A 14,213-nucleotide genomic window follows, 5' to 3' on the forward strand; every position below is an offset into this window, starting at 1 on the left:
TCCCTCCGCATAAAAAACATAAAGATAAAAGTATAGACGTTACTTTTTAGCGGATAGCGGGCAAAAAAATACCGCTCCGAAGAGCGGTATTGCGCATTTCACAACGCGAAATTATAGCGCTTTAAGGATTGCATCAACGCTGGCTTTGGCATCGCCAAACAGCATCTGGGTGTTCTCTTTAAAGAACAGCGGGTTTTGCACGCCCGCGTAGCCGGTGTTCATTGAGCGTTTGAAAACGATGACATTCTGCGCTTTCCACACTTCCAGAACCGGCATTCCGGCGATTGGACTTTTCGGATCGTCCTGTGCGGCCGGGTTAACCGTATCGTTCGCGCCAATCACCAGAACGGTGTCGGTCTCTGCGAAGTCATCGTTGATCTCGTCCATTTCCAGTACGATGTCGTACGGCACTTTCGCTTCCGCTAACAGTACGTTCATATGGCCCGGCAGACGCCCGGCGACCGGGTGAATACCGAAGCGCACTTTCACGCCGCGCGCACGCAGTTTTTCAGTAATTTCCGCCACCGGATACTGCGCCTGCGCCACTGCCATGCCATAGCCCGGGGTGATTATCACAGAGTGTGAGTTTTTCAGCATTTCCGCCGTTTCTTCCGCACTGATTTCGCGGTGCTCGCCGACTTCCTCATCGCTGCCGGAAGACGAACCGTCCGTACCGAAACCACCGGCAATCACGCTGATAAAGGAGCGGTTCATCGCCTTACACATAATGTAGGAGAGGATCGCCCCTGAGGAACCCACCAGCGCACCGGTAACGATCAACAGGTCGTTGCTGAGCATAAAGCCCGCTGCCGCCGCTGCCCAACCGGAGTAGGAATTCAGCATCGACACAACCACCGGCATATCCGCACCGCCAATAGATGCCACCAGATGCCAGCCGAACACCAGTGCAATAATGGTCATCAGCAGCAGCGCCAACACCTGTACGCCAACGCTTTCAGTACGGACAAAAGCCACCAACAGTACAAAAGAGACCACCAGCGCCGCCAGGTTCAGTTTGTGGCGGTGCGGCAACATTAACGGTTTGGACGAAATCTTGCCACGTAGTTTACCGAACGCAACGATGGAGCCGGTGAACGTCACCGCACCAATAAAGATGCCGAGGAACACTTCCGTCAGGTGAATATTCACCATGACCGGTGCCAGACCCGGCTCATGATCGAGATAGCTGTTGAAACCCACCAGCACAGCAGCCAGACCCACGAAGCTGTGCAACACAGCCACCAGCTCCGGCATTTCAGTCATTTCGACTTTCTTCGCCAGACGAATACCGATCGCCCCGCCGATAACCATCGCCACCAGGATCCAGGCGACATTGCCGGTATCCGGGCCAAAAATAGTGGCCACCAGCGCAATCGCCATACCGGCGACGCCAAAGTTATTACCCTGCTGGGAGGTTTCATGCTTGGAAAGCCCCGCCAGACTGAAAATAAACAGGATCGCGGCAACAATGTATGCAGCTGTAACTAATCCTCCAGACATGTGTTACCCCTTAGTTCTTCCGGAACATTTTCAGCATGCGCTGAGTGACAGTGAAACCACCAAAAATATTAATGCTGGCGATCAGTACCGCAATAAAGCTTAAGAAGCTGACCCAGCCGCCATGGCCAATCTGCAACAACGCGCCCACCACAATAATGCCGGAGATAGCATTCGTGACCGACATCAGCGGCGTATGCAATGCATGGGAGACATTCCAGACCACGTAATAACCGACGACGCAGGAGAGCGCGAAGACGGTGAAATGACCGAGGAACTCTTTCGGCGCAACGTCCGCCAGCCAGCCAAACAAAACAATCGCCAGCGCCATCAGCGCATATTTGCGCCACGGAGAGGTAGGCTTGACCTCTTCTTTTGGCACTGCTGCTGCTTTTGGCGCAGCTTGCGGTTGAGCAGAAACCTGAATCGGTGGCGCCGGCCAGGTAACTTCACCATCACGCACAACGGTCACACCGCGCACCACAACATCGTCAAAGTCGACAACCACATTGCCGTCTTTTTCCGCACACAAGAGTTTCAGCAGGTTAACGAGGTTGGTGCCATAAAGTTGGGAAGACTGCGTCGGCAAGCGTCCCGGCAGATCGGTATAGCCGATGATTTTAACGCCATTCGCAGTGGTGCTGATTTCATTCGGTACAGTGTATTCGCAGTTACCGCCATTTTGCGCAGCCAGATCGACAATCACGCTGCCCGGTTTCATGGAATCCACCATCTCACGGGTGATCAGCTTCGGTGCCGGTTTTCCCGGGATCAGCGCAGTCGTGACGATAATATCGACATCTTTCGCCTGCGCGGCGAAGAGTTCCATTTCCGCTTTAATAAAGGCTTCGGACATCACTTTTGCATAGCCGTCGCCGCTGCCCGCTTCTTCCTCAAAATCCAGCTCGAGGAATTCAGCACCCATACTCTGCACCTGCTCTTTCACTTCCGGGCGGGTATCAAAAGCACGCACAATCGCGCCAAGGCTGTTGGCTGCGCCAATCGCGGCAAGCCCTGCCACGCCCGCGCCAATCACCATCACTTTTGCAGGCGGCACTTTACCAGCTGCGGTAATTTGGCCGGTGAAGAAACGACCGAACTCATGCGCAGCTTCAACGATGGCACGGTAACCCGCAATGTTGGCCATCGAACTGAGCGCATCCAGCGCTTGCGCACGGGAGATACGCGGTACGGAGTCCATTGCCATCACGGTCACGTTACGCGCGGCCAGCTTCTCCATCAGCGCCGGATTCTGCGCAGGCCAGATAAAGCTTATCAGCGTTGTGCCGGGGTTAAGCAGCGCAATCTCTTCATCGTCAGGCGCGTTAACTTTAAGGATAACGTCCGAATGCCAGACATTGCTGCCATCGACAATCGTCGCCCCGGACTGGGTGAACGCATCGTCATCGAAACTTGCCAGTTTGCCAGCGCCGCTTTCAATCGCGACAGTGAAACCCAATTTCAGCAATTGCTCGACCGTTTTCGGCGTCGCGGCAACGCGGGTTTCATTGGCCAACCGTTCTTTAGGTACACCAATACGCATAGTTTTCCCTTCCATCGGTTTTAGATGATGGTTTGTCAGTCGTCACCGGAACAACCGGCATCTGTTGAACAGCATTACGGAGTGTGTCCCGGAAAATAAAACAGTAACAAACTTTCTATAACCTACTGAAAATAACGCTTGTGATCCACCGCCGGAAAACAGAATTTGTGCTTTTATCAGTGAAAACCAGCCATCAGCCGGGGCTGGCAAGGTTATTTACCTTTAATTCGTTATAACAGGCCGATATTCCGCTCAAGCGAAGCGGCAAAACACGATTAATCTCCAGTGCGGAATCGTCTTTTAACAATGCATTAACTTAAAAAAGTCATAATCTTTATCTGTTTTGCTGGTCAACCGGCTGTTTTTTCAACATATCACTTAAGGTTATCGTTATTAACCCACCCCATAGCACAGTCAGTGAAAAATGACGCAGACAGTGGCTCTGATTAAATGCAATAATCGTCGACGTTTTCTCAACAACAACACCAGTTTATGGTTTGCGCAAGGCGAAGGACTATTTTTATGAAGCTCAAGTACACCCTCCTGGCGTCAGCACTCCTCTCTGCGACTGCTTTGTCAGCCAACGCAGCGACAGAGTTAACACCGGAGCAAGCAGCGGCGGTGAAACCTTATGATCGTGTCGTGATAATCGGCCGCTTTAACTCTATCGGCGATGTTGTTAAAGCCGTTTCCGACCGTGCGGACAAAGAGGGTGCCGCCTCTTTCTATGTCGTTGACTCTGCCGATTACGGCAACAGTGGCAACCAACGCGTTACCGCCGATTTATACAAAGCTGATGCAGCAAAAGCTGAAAACCCTGCATTTCGCGTGATTAACGGCGTAGTGGAATTACCGAAAGACAAAGCCGTAGAACTTGAGCCATACGATACGGTGACCGTACAGGGCTTTTACCGTACCCAGCCGGAAGTGAATGATGCCATTACGAAGGCCGCCAAAGAGAAAGGTGCCGCCTCTTTTTATATCGTTCGCCAGGTCGACACCAACCAGGGCGGCAATCAGATGATCACCGCGTTTATCTATAAAGCGGATGCGAAAAAACGCGTCATCCAAAGCGCTGATGCGATTCCGCGTGACTCCGACGCGGGCCGCGCTGCGCTGGCAAAAGGTGGTGAAGAAGCGAAGAAAGTGGAAATCCCGGGTGTTGCCAGCGATGCCACGCCTGGTGTGGGCGTCGGCCGTTTCTTCGAAACGCAATCCACTTCCGGTGGTCGTTACACTGTCACGCTTCCTGACGGTACAAAAATTGAAGAGCTGAATAAAATTACCGCTGCACAGATGGTGCCGTTTGATAGCATCAAGTTCACTGGTAACTACGGCAATATGTCGGAAGTCTCTTACCAGGTCGCCAAACGTGCCGCACAAAAAGGTGCCAAGTACTATCACATTACCCGTGAGTGGTCCGAGCGTGGCAACAACATGACCATCAGTGCGGATCTCTACAAATAATCAGCACGGATGAATCAGGCGGCTTCGGCCGCCTTTTTTTGATCTTTTTCCTCTCTTTTTCACAAAATTGTTGCCGTCCTCATTGCATGCCTTTGCGACTCTCCGTAAAATCCCGCGCCTTAGTGATATCCACCATATTTATGCGCCCCGGCAAAATAATTATTCTGGATGAGTGGCTTTTTTGACAGGATAACAATGGAAAAGAAACTTGGCCTTAGCGCTTTGACTGCTCTCGTTTTAAGCTCAATGCTCGGCGCTGGCGTGTTCAGCCTTCCACAGAATATGGCGGAGGTCGCCAGTCCTGCGGCTTTACTGATCGGCTGGGCCATTACCGGCGCAGGGATTTTACTTCTGGCTTTCGCCATGCTGATCCTGACCCGTATTCGACCGGACCTCGACGGTGGGATTTTTACCTATGCTCGTGCAGGTTTCGGTGAGCTGGTTGGCTTCTGTTCCGCATGGGGATATTGGCTGTGTGCGGTAATAGCCAACGTTTCCTACCTGGTGATCGTTTTCTCTGCGCTCAGTTTCTTTACCGATACACCGCAACTACGCCTGTTTGGCGATGGCAATACCTGGCAGTCTATTGTGGGTGCATCGGCGCTGCTGTGGATTGTCCATGCTCTGGTGCTACGCGGTGTGCAGACTGCGGCAAGTATCAACCTGGTGGCAACGCTGGCGAAGTTAGTCCCGTTGGGCTTGTTTGTGGTACTGGCGGCCGTGGCGTTTAATGTCGACACATTCAAATTTGACTTTAGCGGCGTTGCGCTCGGCGTGCCGGTCTGGGAACAGGTTAAAAACACCATGCTGATCACCCTGTGGGTGTTTATCGGTGTGGAAGGTGCCGTGGTGGTTTCTGCTCGCGCGCGTAACAAACGGGATGTCGGCCGCGCCACGCTGCTGGCGGTACTGGCGGCGCTGGGTGTCTACCTGCTGGTGACACTGCTGTCGCTCGGGGTGGTGCCGCGCGCCGAACTGGCGGGAATTCGTAACCCGTCAATGGCCGGATTGATGGTCAGACTGATCGGTAGCTGGGGTGAGGTGATTATCGCCGCCGGGCTGATCGTGTCGGTGTGTGGCGCTTACTTGAGCTGGACAATTATGGCAGCGGAAGTCCCGTTGCTGGCAGCGACACATAAAGCGTTCCCGCGTATCTTCGCCCATCAAAATAAAAATAATGCCCCTGCCGCATCGCTGTGGCTCACCAACATCAGCGTACAGGTCTCACTGGTGCTGATCTGGCTGACGGGGTCTGATTACAATACGCTGCTGACGATCGCGTCTGAGATGATCCTCGTGCCCTATTTCCTGGTGGGCGCCTATTTGCTGAAAATCGCCAGCCGTCCGCTGCATCAGGCCGTTGCAATCGGTGCATGTCTGTATGGATTATGGCTACTGTACGCCTCCGGGCCCATGCACTTATTACTGTCAGTGGTACTGTATGCGCCAGGTTTACTGGTCTTTATGTATGCCCGCCGCACCCATGAAATGACCGAGTTGCTCAAGCGCCGGGAAAAGGCGCTGATTGGTCTGTTGCTGATCGCGGCGGTTCCCGCAACATGGCTGCTGGTGAAATAACTTAGTGGAGGCGGCTCCAACAAAAGATAAGCAGCCAGGCGCTGAGGCTCCAGCAGAGCACCGCACAGCCCAGCGCCGGCCAGACCCGCATAAAGCCGGTGAAATACCACAGCGAGAGCAGATAGATAAAATAGGGAATGATCGCCCACATTCCAAAAATAACAGTGGTACGTAGCGCCTCAATACCGCGCTCCGTTGCAACAATATAATGTGCAATCAAGGCGAAGGTGGGAAAGAGCGGGATTAACCCGGCAATGTAGTAATTCTTCGTTTTTGCCAGTAACCCAATCAGCAACACCACTAACGCACCGATCGCTGCTTTAATAACCAATCCCATAATTTGGCCTTTATTACTTCAACAACAAAGACCTACAGCATAACGGAACACGTCTTGTTTAGAAAAGATTAATGGCAGGTTGCAGCAAGGCGGTGTATGTTGACGTTTTTAGTCAATCGCAATGGCTTATGAATAAGATCGTTTTTGTAGAAGACGACCCGGAAGTGGGCGCGTTGATCGCCGCTTATCTGGGCAAACACGATATGGATGTCATTGTAGAACCTCGCGGTGATCGCGCCGAAGAGGTCATCGCACGGGTCAATCCTGAACTGGTGCTACTGGATATTATGCTGCCCGGTAAAGATGGTATGACGTTGTGTCGCGATTTACGTCAGCAGTGGAATGGCCCGATTGTTCTGCTCACCTCCCTCGACAGTGATATGAACCATATCCTTTCGCTGGAAATGGGCGCCAATGATTATATTCTTAAAACCACACCGCCCGCCGTGTTGCTGGCCCGGTTGCGTTTGCATTTACGCCAACGTACCAGTACGCCAGCAGAGCCAGCAGCGCCTCCCCTGAAGCAACACAACATTATTCGTTTTGGCACGCTATCGATTGATCCGGTAAACCGTCAGGTGCTGCTGAGCGGCGAAGAGGTGATCCTTTCTACTGCGGACTTCGATTTGCTCTGGGAGCTGGCCACGCACGCCGGGCAGATTATGGATCGCGATGCGCTGTTGAAAAATTTGCGCGGTGTGACTTACGACGGCCTTGATCGCAGCGTGGATGTGGCGATTTCTCGCCTGCGGAAAAAACTGCTCGACAGCGCCACAGAGCCTTACCGCATCAAAACCGTACGCAATAAAGGCTATCTGTTTGCCCCGCATGCGTGGGACAACTAAAAAAGCATTTAACCAGGTGTCACTATGAAGAAGCTGTTCGTCCAGTTTTACCTTCTGCTGTTCGTGTGCTTTATCGTGATGACGATGCTGGTGGGCCTGGTATATAAATTTACGGCCGAGCGTGCAGGTCGCCAGACCCTTGATGATCTGATGAAGAGTTCACTCTATTTGATGCGCAGCGAGCTGCGAGAAATTCCGCCGCATCAGTGGGCTAATACCCTGAAAGAGCTGGATCTGAATCTCTCCTTTAATCTGCGTATCGAACCTATGAACAAATTCACGCTCGATGCGCCGCATGCTCAACGTCTGCGTGAAGGCGACATTGTGGCACTGGATTCTGAATACACCTTCATTCAGCGTATTCCGCGTAGCCACTATGTACTGGCCGTAGGGCCGGTGCCGTATCTGTTTTTCCTGCATGAAATGCGCCTGCTGGATATGGCGCTGATGGCCTTTATCGCTATATCCCTCGCTTTTCCGGTGTTTATCTGGATGCGGCCGCACTGGCAAGAGATGCTACGGCTTGAATCCGCCGCGCAACGCTTTGGCGAAGGCCATCTTGAGGAACGTATCCATTTTGACAGCGCGTCCAGTTTTGAGCGGTTAGGCATCGCCTTTAACCAAATGGCGGACAACATTAATGCGTTGATCGCCAGTAAAAAGCAGCTCATTGACGGTATCGCGCATGAATTGCGAACGCCGCTGGTCCGGCTGCGTTACCGGCTGGAGATGAGCGATAACCTTAGCGAGGCCGAACATGCCGCGCTGAACCGCGATATCGGGCAACTGGAGGCGCTGATCGAAGAGCTGCTGACCTACGCCCGTCTTGACCGCCCACAAACCGAACTGAAACTGACCAGCCCGGATCTCCCTGCCTGGTTTAACAGCTATATGGATGATGCCCGGACGATGAATCCGCAGCACCAACTATTACTGACTTGTACACCCGGCGATGATTACGGCGCGCTGGATATGCGTCTGATGGAGCGGGTACTGGATAATCTGGTGAATAATGCGCTGCGCTATTGCCAGCAAACGGTCAAAGTCACGTTGCAACGCCAGGGTTCACAGGCCAGTCTGATCGTTGAAGACGATGGCCCGGGCATCGCGCCGGAAGAACGTCAGCGTGTATTTGAGCCCTTTGTCCGCCTTGATCCCAGCCGCGATCGCGCCACAGGCGGCTGCGGTCTTGGGCTGGCCATTGTCCACTCCATTGCCCAGGCATTTGGCGGCGAAGTGCTGTGTTCGCAAAGCGAACTGGGCGGCGCGCAATTTACCTTCAACTGGCCCATCTACCATCACATTGTGCTGCCCTGATAAGCAGCAACCGCGCAGTGGCCGAAATCCTGCACCTGTGTTATAACTTAAAAGTATGTTGTAACTAATAAGGACAGATAATGACTGCATTAGACCTTATCGATCGCCTTAATACGACCTTTCGCCAGCTTGAGCATGAGCTGGCTGCATTGAAAACGGAATTGAATGCATGCCGTTTAATGGCCGCGCGCGTGTTTACGCTGCCGGCGATCCCGAAAGGTGCTGAGCACGACCCGCTGTCGTGCATTCATGTGCAGCAGCATATTGGTCAATCTGCAGCAGAGCTTGCGCTACGCCATTACACGCATCTGTTTATCCAGCAGCAGTCAGAAAACCGCAGCAGTAAAGCCGCAGTGCGCCTGCCGGGGGTGCTTTGTTACCAGACGAATGCAGTGACGCGCGCCATGCTGGAAAAACGCGTCAGCACCATTAACGCACTGAAACTTACCTTTGAGCGCATTATCACCGTGGAATCAGGCCTTGCCTCCGCAGCCCGTTTTGAATGGGTGCACCGTCACCTGCCGGGTTTGATCACCCTGAATGCCTACCGGACACTGACCGTCATTGACGCGCCAGCCACCATCCGCTTTGGCTGGGCCAATAAGCACATTATTAAGAACCTCACCCGTGATGAGGTGCTGGCACAACTGGAAAAAAGTATGAAATCCCCACGCGCCGTCACCGCCGGGACGCGGGAACAGTGGCTGGTTCGGGTCGAGCAGGAGTACAACGACATTGCTGCCCTGCCGAAACAGGCGCGGTTGAAGATCAAGCGGCCGGTAAAAGTGCAGCCGATTGCGCGGGTCTGGTATTCAGGGTCGCAAAAACAGGTGCAATACGCCTGCCCGACCCCGCTGATTGCGTTTATTTCTGAGGAAAATGGCGGAACGGTGCCAGACATCGGCGAACTGCTGGATTACCACGCCGATAATGTTCAGCACCGGTATAAACCTGAGGCACAGCCGCTAACGCTGATGATCCCGCGACTGCACCTCTATCTTGCGGATTAGGCGGGTTTCATGCTGCCAACCATCGATTCCGGGCGTACCCAACTGTCAAACTCGGCTTCTGTCAGATAGCCGAGCGCCAGCGCCGAAGCTTTCAGCGTAAGTCCTTCCTTGTGCGCTTTCTTGGCGATTTCCGCCGCTTTGTCGTAACCGATATGGGTATTGAGCGCCGTCACCAACATCAGTGACTCATTAAGCAGTTGATCAATTCGCTCACGGTTCGGTTCAATGCCCACCGCACAGTGCGCATTAAAGCTTTCCATTCCATCTGCCAGTAAGCGCACAGATTGCAGGAAATTGTGGATCACCAGCGGGCGAAAAACGTTGAGTTCAAAGTTGCCGGATGCGCCGCCAATGTTTACCGCCACATCATTGCCCAACACCTGCGCGCAGAGCATCGTCATGGCTTCGCACTGGGTGGGGTTGACTTTACCCGGCATGATCGAGCTACCAGGTTCGTTTTCCGGAATGGCGATTTCCCCGATACCGCAACGGGGACCGGAAGCCAGCCAGCGGACATCGTTGGCAATCTTCATGAGCGACGCCGCCAGCCCTTTCAACGCGCCATGCATCTGCACCAGTGCATCGCAGGTCGCCAGCGCTTCGAATTTATTCGGCGCGGTGATAAACGGTTGCCGGGTAACATTCGCCAGCTCTTCCGCTACGCGCCGGGCATATTCCGGATGGGTATTCAGCCCGGTGCCAACGGCAGTACCGCCCAGCGCCAGCTCACCAAGGTGCGGCAGGTTCAGTTCAATGTGTTTGAGATTGTGCTCCAGCATTGCCACCCAGCCGGAGATCTCCTGGCCGAGCGTTAGCGGCGTGGCATCCTGCAAATGTGTACGGCCAATTTTGACGATATCAGCAAAGGCGATAGATTTTTCGCTGAGTGTCTGCTTCAGTACCTGAAGCTGGGGCAGTAAATGTTCGCGGACCGCAATCACTGCCGCCACATGCATCGCGGTGGGAAACACGTCATTCGAACTCTGGCTTTTATTGACGTCATCATTGGGATGGATTTTACGCGCCATGCCGCGAACACCACCGAGGATCTCGCTACCGCGATTTGCCAACACCTCATTCATGTTCATATTGCTTTGCGTGCCGGAGCCGGTCTGCCAGATTGCCAGCGGAAACTCATCGGGATGCTTCCCCTCCAGCACCTCATCCGCCGCCGCGATAATGGCGCCGGCTTTTTCGGCAGGCAGCAGCCCCAGATCCTGGTTAACCTTCGCTGCCGCACGTTTGGTCAGCGCCAGCGCGTGGATCAGCGAGACCGGCATTTTTTCCGTCGAAATACGGAAATGCTCGAGCGATCGCTGGGTCTGCGCTCCCCACAGCTTATCGGCCGGGACGTCAATCGCGCCCATTGAATCTTTCTCACTGCGATGCGTTGTCATTACTTTCTCCTTGAATACAAAGTGGTGTTGAGTGCCGACATTGCTCACCTGCAAACAAGTCAAAGTATTGATGCTTTTTATTATGTCGTTTAATGCTTTGTGCTTAAAAAACCGCCCCGAAGGGCGGTGATATTACTTCACGCAGCGCGCGCACTGCCCGGACTGGATCTGCTGGAAGAAGTCGTTGCCTTTGTCATCCACAAGGATAAACGCCGGGAAGTCTTCAACATCGATTTTCCAGATGGCCTCCATACCCAGCTCAGGGTACGCCACGCACTCCAGACTTTTAATGCTGTTCTGCGCCAGAATCGCCGCCGGGCCGCCAATGCTTCCCAGGTAGAAACCGCCATGTTTTGCACAGGCGTCCGTCACCTGTTGGCTGCGGTTACCTTTCGCCAGCATGATCATGCTACCGCCTTGCGACTGCAGCTGATCAACGTAGGAGTCCATGCGCCCGGCGGTGGTCGGGCCCAACGAACCTGACGCGTAACCTTCCGGCGTTTTCGCCGGACCAGCGTAGTAAATTGGGTGATCTTTCACATATTGCGGCAGCGGTTGGCCGTTATCCATCAGCTCTTTCAGCTTCGCATGCGCGATGTCGCGCGCGACCATGATGGTGCCGCTCAGCGACAGGCGTGTGGAGACCGGGTATTGTGTCAGTTGCGCGAGGATCTCTTTCATCGGGCGATTGAGATCCACCTTCACTGCTTCCCCCTCACCTGCCTGACGCAGCGCCTGCGGGATATATTTACCCGGATTCTGCTCCAGTTTCTCCAGCCAGATGCCATCGCGGTTGATTTTACCTTTGATATTACGATCCGCTGAGCAGGAAACCCCCATCCCCACCGGGCAGGAGGCGCCATGGCGCGGAAGACGGATCACGCGAATATCGTGGGCAAAATATTTCCCGCCAAACTGTGCACCGAGGCCAAGGTTTTGCGCTTCCAGCAGCAGCTCCTGTTCGAGTTGCACATCACGGAATGCCTGACCATGCTCGTTACCTTCTGTCGGCAGCGCATCGTAATATTTGGTTGATGCCAGTTTTACCGTCTTAAGCGTGGCTTCCGCCGACGTGCCGCCAATGACAAAGGCGATGTGGTATGGCGGGCAGGCGGCAGTACCAAGGGTGCGCATTTTCTCGACCAGGTAATTTTTAAGTTTCGCCGGGGTAATCAGCGCCTTGGTTTCCTGATACAGATAGGTTTTATTGGCGGAACCGCCACCCTTGGCGATACAGAGAAATTTGTACTCGTCGCCATCCACGCTGTAGAGATCAATCTGCGCTGGCAGATTGCTGCCGGTATTCACTTCTTTATACATATCGAGCGGGGCATTTTGCGAATAGCGCAGGTTATCTTCGATATAGGTGTTGTAGACGCCGCGTGCCAGCGCCGCTTCATCACCGCCGCCCGTCCACACGCGCTGCCCTTTTTTCCCCATAATGATGGCGGTACCGGTATCCTGGCAGGTAGGCAGAATCCCCTTCGCGGCGATCTCTGAGTTACGCAGAAACTGTAGCGCAACATATTTGTCGTTCTCACTGGCTTGCGGGTCATCCAGAATATCCGCCACCTGCTGTTGGTGCGCCGGGCGCAGTAGGAAGGATGCATCGTGGAAAGCATGCTGAGCCAGCAACGTCAGCGCCTGCGGATCGACTTTAAGGATCTCCTGGCCTTCGAAGTGGGCGACGGAAACATGGTCGCGGCTGAGCAGATAGTATTCGGTGTCATCCTTTCCGAGCGGGAAAGGTTCCTGATAATAAAAGGGTTTGTTCGACATTGTTCTCTCACTTACGACACGATCTGGTTATTGTTCAGGCAGCATATCCCTCTGCCCTCTGGCATAGCGAGTCGCCATATCCTACACAATTTTTTAACAAAAACTGAGACTAGTACGACTTTTTGTCCCCGCAGGTTACTTCGCGAAGGTTTATTGCTTTAATGACGCAATAATGTGTTCAATTGAAAGGGCTTGATAATGCAAAAACTCATTAACTCAGTGCAGAACTATGCCTGGGGAAGTCATACTGCGTTAACGGAACTCTACGGTATCGCGAATCCCGACAACCTGCCGATGGCGGAGTTATGGATGGGCGCCCACCCGAAGAGCAGCTCAAAAGTACTGGATGCCAGCGGTCAACCCCAAGTGCTTCGCGAGGTGATCGACCAGGATAAACGTCGCCTGCTGGGTACTGCCGTTGCCGAACGTTTTGGTGAATTGCCGTTTCTGTTTAAAGTGCTCTGTGCCGATCAGCCACTCTCCATTCAGGTACATCCGAACAAGAAAAACTCTGAAGCTGGCTTTGCCAAAGAGAACGCCGCCGGCATCCCGCTGAGCGCGGCCGAGCGTAATTATAAAGATCCGAACCATAAACCGGAGCTGGTGTTCGCCCTGACGCCGTTCCTGGCGATGAATGCGTTTCGCGAGTTTTCCGACATCGTTTCATTATTGCAGCCGGTTGCCGGCGCGCATCCTGCGATCGCCCACTTCCTGCAAGCGCCGGGGGCTGAACGCCTGAGCGAACTGTTCGCCGCATTACTGAATATGCAGGGTGAGGAAAAATCCCGCGCGCTGGCGGTACTGAAATCCGTACTGGAACATCAGCAGGGTGAACCGTGGCAAACCATCAAGGCCATTGCGGCGTTCTACCCTGACGACAGCGGCCTCTTCTCTCCGCTGCTACTTAACGTGGTAAAACTCAATCCGGGTGAAGCCATGTTTCTGTTTGCCGAAACGCCACATGCCTACCTGAAAGGCGTGGCGTTGGAAGTGATGGCGAACTCGGATAACGTCCTGCGTGCGGGGCTAACGCCGAAATACATTGATATTCCGGAACTGGTGGCCAACGTTAAATTTACGCCGAAACCGGCGGGAGAATTACTGACCCAGCCCACCCGCAACGGCGCTGAACTCGATTTCCCGATCCCGGTAGAGGATTTTGCTTTCTCTCTGCACGATCTGTCGCCTACGGAAACCAGGCTGACGCAACAAAGCGCGGCGATTGTTTTCTGTGTGGAAGGCGAAGCGGTGCTGAGCAAGGGCGCAGAGCGTCTGGTGTTGAAACCGGGCGAATCCGCGTTTATTGCTGCAGACGAAACAGCGGTGACAGCAAGCGGTACGGGCCGACTGGCGCGCGTGTTTAATAAGTAAAACTAAGTTACTGTATTTTTTAGCAAGGATTGCTAAGCTTGGGGTAACTAACTCAACAGTCCAGGCGGTTTA

11 protein-coding genes are annotated in these 14,213 nt (G+C 53.7%); 6 read left to right on the forward strand and 5 right to left on the reverse strand.

All coding sequences use genetic code 11. The features are described 5' to 3' along the window. Positions 1-111: 111 nt before the first annotated feature. Positions 112-1,500: a Re/Si-specific NAD(P)(+) transhydrogenase subunit beta gene (gene pntB, locus ABGA49_RS01925; protein ID WP_061495435.1), complete on the reverse strand. Its 1,389-nt coding sequence runs from the start codon at positions 1,498-1,500 to the stop codon at positions 112-114. Positions 1,501-1,510: 10 nt separating this feature from the next. Beyond that, a complete protein-coding gene (gene pntA, locus ABGA49_RS01930) occupies positions 1,511-3,040 on the reverse strand; it encodes a Re/Si-specific NAD(P)(+) transhydrogenase subunit alpha (protein ID WP_347665059.1) in 1,530 nt (509 codons plus the stop codon). 522 nt (positions 3,041-3,562) lie between these two features. Here pntA and ydgH point away from each other — a divergent pair. Together ydgH and ABGA49_RS01940 are read left to right on the forward strand one after the other, a co-directional pair. Then, positions 3,563-4,507 carry a DUF1471 family protein YdgH gene (gene ydgH / locus ABGA49_RS01935; protein ID WP_347665060.1) on the forward strand — a complete coding sequence of 315 codons (945 nt, stop codon included), beginning with the start codon at positions 3,563-3,565 and terminating at the stop codon, positions 4,505-4,507. A gap of 195 nt (positions 4,508-4,702) precedes the next feature. Beyond that, positions 4,703-6,085 (forward strand): amino acid permease, encoded by a 1,383-nt coding sequence (locus ABGA49_RS01940; RefSeq protein ID WP_061495426.1) that lies wholly within the window; start codon positions 4,703-4,705, stop codon positions 6,083-6,085. A 1-nt stretch (position 6,086) separates the two neighbouring features. Here the strand turns inward: ABGA49_RS01940 and ABGA49_RS01945 are convergent, their stop codons facing one another. Then, a complete protein-coding gene (locus ABGA49_RS01945) occupies positions 6,087-6,422 on the reverse strand; it encodes a GlpM family protein (protein ID WP_061495423.1) in 336 nt (111 codons plus the stop codon). Positions 6,423-6,550: 128 nt separating this feature from the next. Between ABGA49_RS01945 and rstA the strand changes: the two genes are divergently transcribed. The 3 genes from rstA to tus all read left to right on the forward strand — a co-directional run bounded on the left by rstA (position 6,551) and on the right by tus (position 9,594). After that, the gene (rstA, locus tag ABGA49_RS01950; protein ID WP_061500002.1) at positions 6,551-7,267 is read left to right on the forward strand and encodes a two-component system response regulator RstA; all 717 of its coding nucleotides are present in this window, start codon (positions 6,551-6,553) and stop codon (positions 7,265-7,267) included. A 24-nt stretch (positions 7,268-7,291) separates the two neighbouring features. Next, a complete protein-coding gene (gene rstB, locus ABGA49_RS01955; protein ID WP_061495421.1) occupies positions 7,292-8,584 on the forward strand; it encodes a two-component system sensor histidine kinase RstB in 1,293 nt (430 codons plus the stop codon). Positions 8,585-8,664: 80 nt separating this feature from the next. Further along, positions 8,665-9,594 (forward strand): DNA replication terminus site-binding protein, encoded by a 930-nt coding sequence (gene tus / locus ABGA49_RS01960; RefSeq protein WP_347665061.1) that lies wholly within the window; start codon positions 8,665-8,667, stop codon positions 9,592-9,594. Here tus and fumC read toward each other — a convergent pair. Then, positions 9,591-10,991, reverse strand: coding sequence for a class II fumarate hydratase (gene fumC / locus ABGA49_RS01965; protein ID WP_347665062.1), 1,401 nt, complete (start codon positions 10,989-10,991; stop codon positions 9,591-9,593). The two genes, tus and fumC, sit on opposite strands and share 4 nt — an antisense overlap. 132 nt (positions 10,992-11,123) lie before the next feature. Continuing rightward, on the reverse strand, positions 11,124-12,770 hold the full coding sequence (fumA, locus tag ABGA49_RS01970) for a class I fumarate hydratase FumA (protein ID WP_061495413.1): 1,647 nt from the start codon (positions 12,768-12,770) through the stop codon (positions 11,124-11,126). A gap of 198 nt (positions 12,771-12,968) precedes the next feature. Between fumA and manA the strand changes: the two genes are divergently transcribed. Then, on the forward strand, positions 12,969-14,141 hold the full coding sequence (gene manA, locus ABGA49_RS01975) for a mannose-6-phosphate isomerase (RefSeq protein ID WP_088237444.1): 1,173 nt from the start codon (positions 12,969-12,971) through the stop codon (positions 14,139-14,141). Positions 14,142-14,213 lie beyond the last annotated feature (72 nt).

It is taken from the genome of Kosakonia sp. WA-90 (assembly GCF_039871955.1).
In the GTDB taxonomy this organism is placed as follows: Bacteria; Pseudomonadota; Gammaproteobacteria; order Enterobacterales; family Enterobacteriaceae; genus Kosakonia; species Kosakonia oryzendophytica.

Coding starts and splice junctions, on each gene's coding strand:
- ABGA49_RS01945 (WP_061495423.1), bottom strand. CDS start 6,422: ATGGGATTGGTTATTAAAGCAGCGATCGGTGCGTTAGTGGTGTTGCTG.
- pntB (WP_061495435.1), bottom strand. CDS start 1,500: ATGTCTGGAGGATTAGTTACAGCTGCATACATTGTTGCCGCGATCCTG.
- rstB (WP_061495421.1), top strand. CDS start 7,292: ATGAAGAAGCTGTTCGTCCAGTTTTACCTTCTGCTGTTCGTGTGCTTT.
- ABGA49_RS01940 (WP_061495426.1), top strand. CDS start 4,703: ATGGAAAAGAAACTTGGCCTTAGCGCTTTGACTGCTCTCGTTTTAAGC.
- rstA (WP_061500002.1), top strand. CDS start 6,551: ATGAATAAGATCGTTTTTGTAGAAGACGACCCGGAAGTGGGCGCGTTG.
- fumC (WP_347665062.1), bottom strand. CDS start 10,991: ATGACAACGCATCGCAGTGAGAAAGATTCAATGGGCGCGATTGACGTC.
- manA (WP_088237444.1), top strand. CDS start 12,969: ATGCAAAAACTCATTAACTCAGTGCAGAACTATGCCTGGGGAAGTCAT.
- ydgH (WP_347665060.1), top strand. CDS start 3,563: ATGAAGCTCAAGTACACCCTCCTGGCGTCAGCACTCCTCTCTGCGACT.
- pntA (WP_347665059.1), bottom strand. CDS start 3,040: ATGCGTATTGGTGTACCTAAAGAACGGTTGGCCAATGAAACCCGCGTT.
- fumA (WP_061495413.1), bottom strand. CDS start 12,770: ATGTCGAACAAACCCTTTTATTATCAGGAACCTTTCCCGCTCGGAAAG.
- tus (WP_347665061.1), top strand. CDS start 8,665: ATGACTGCATTAGACCTTATCGATCGCCTTAATACGACCTTTCGCCAG.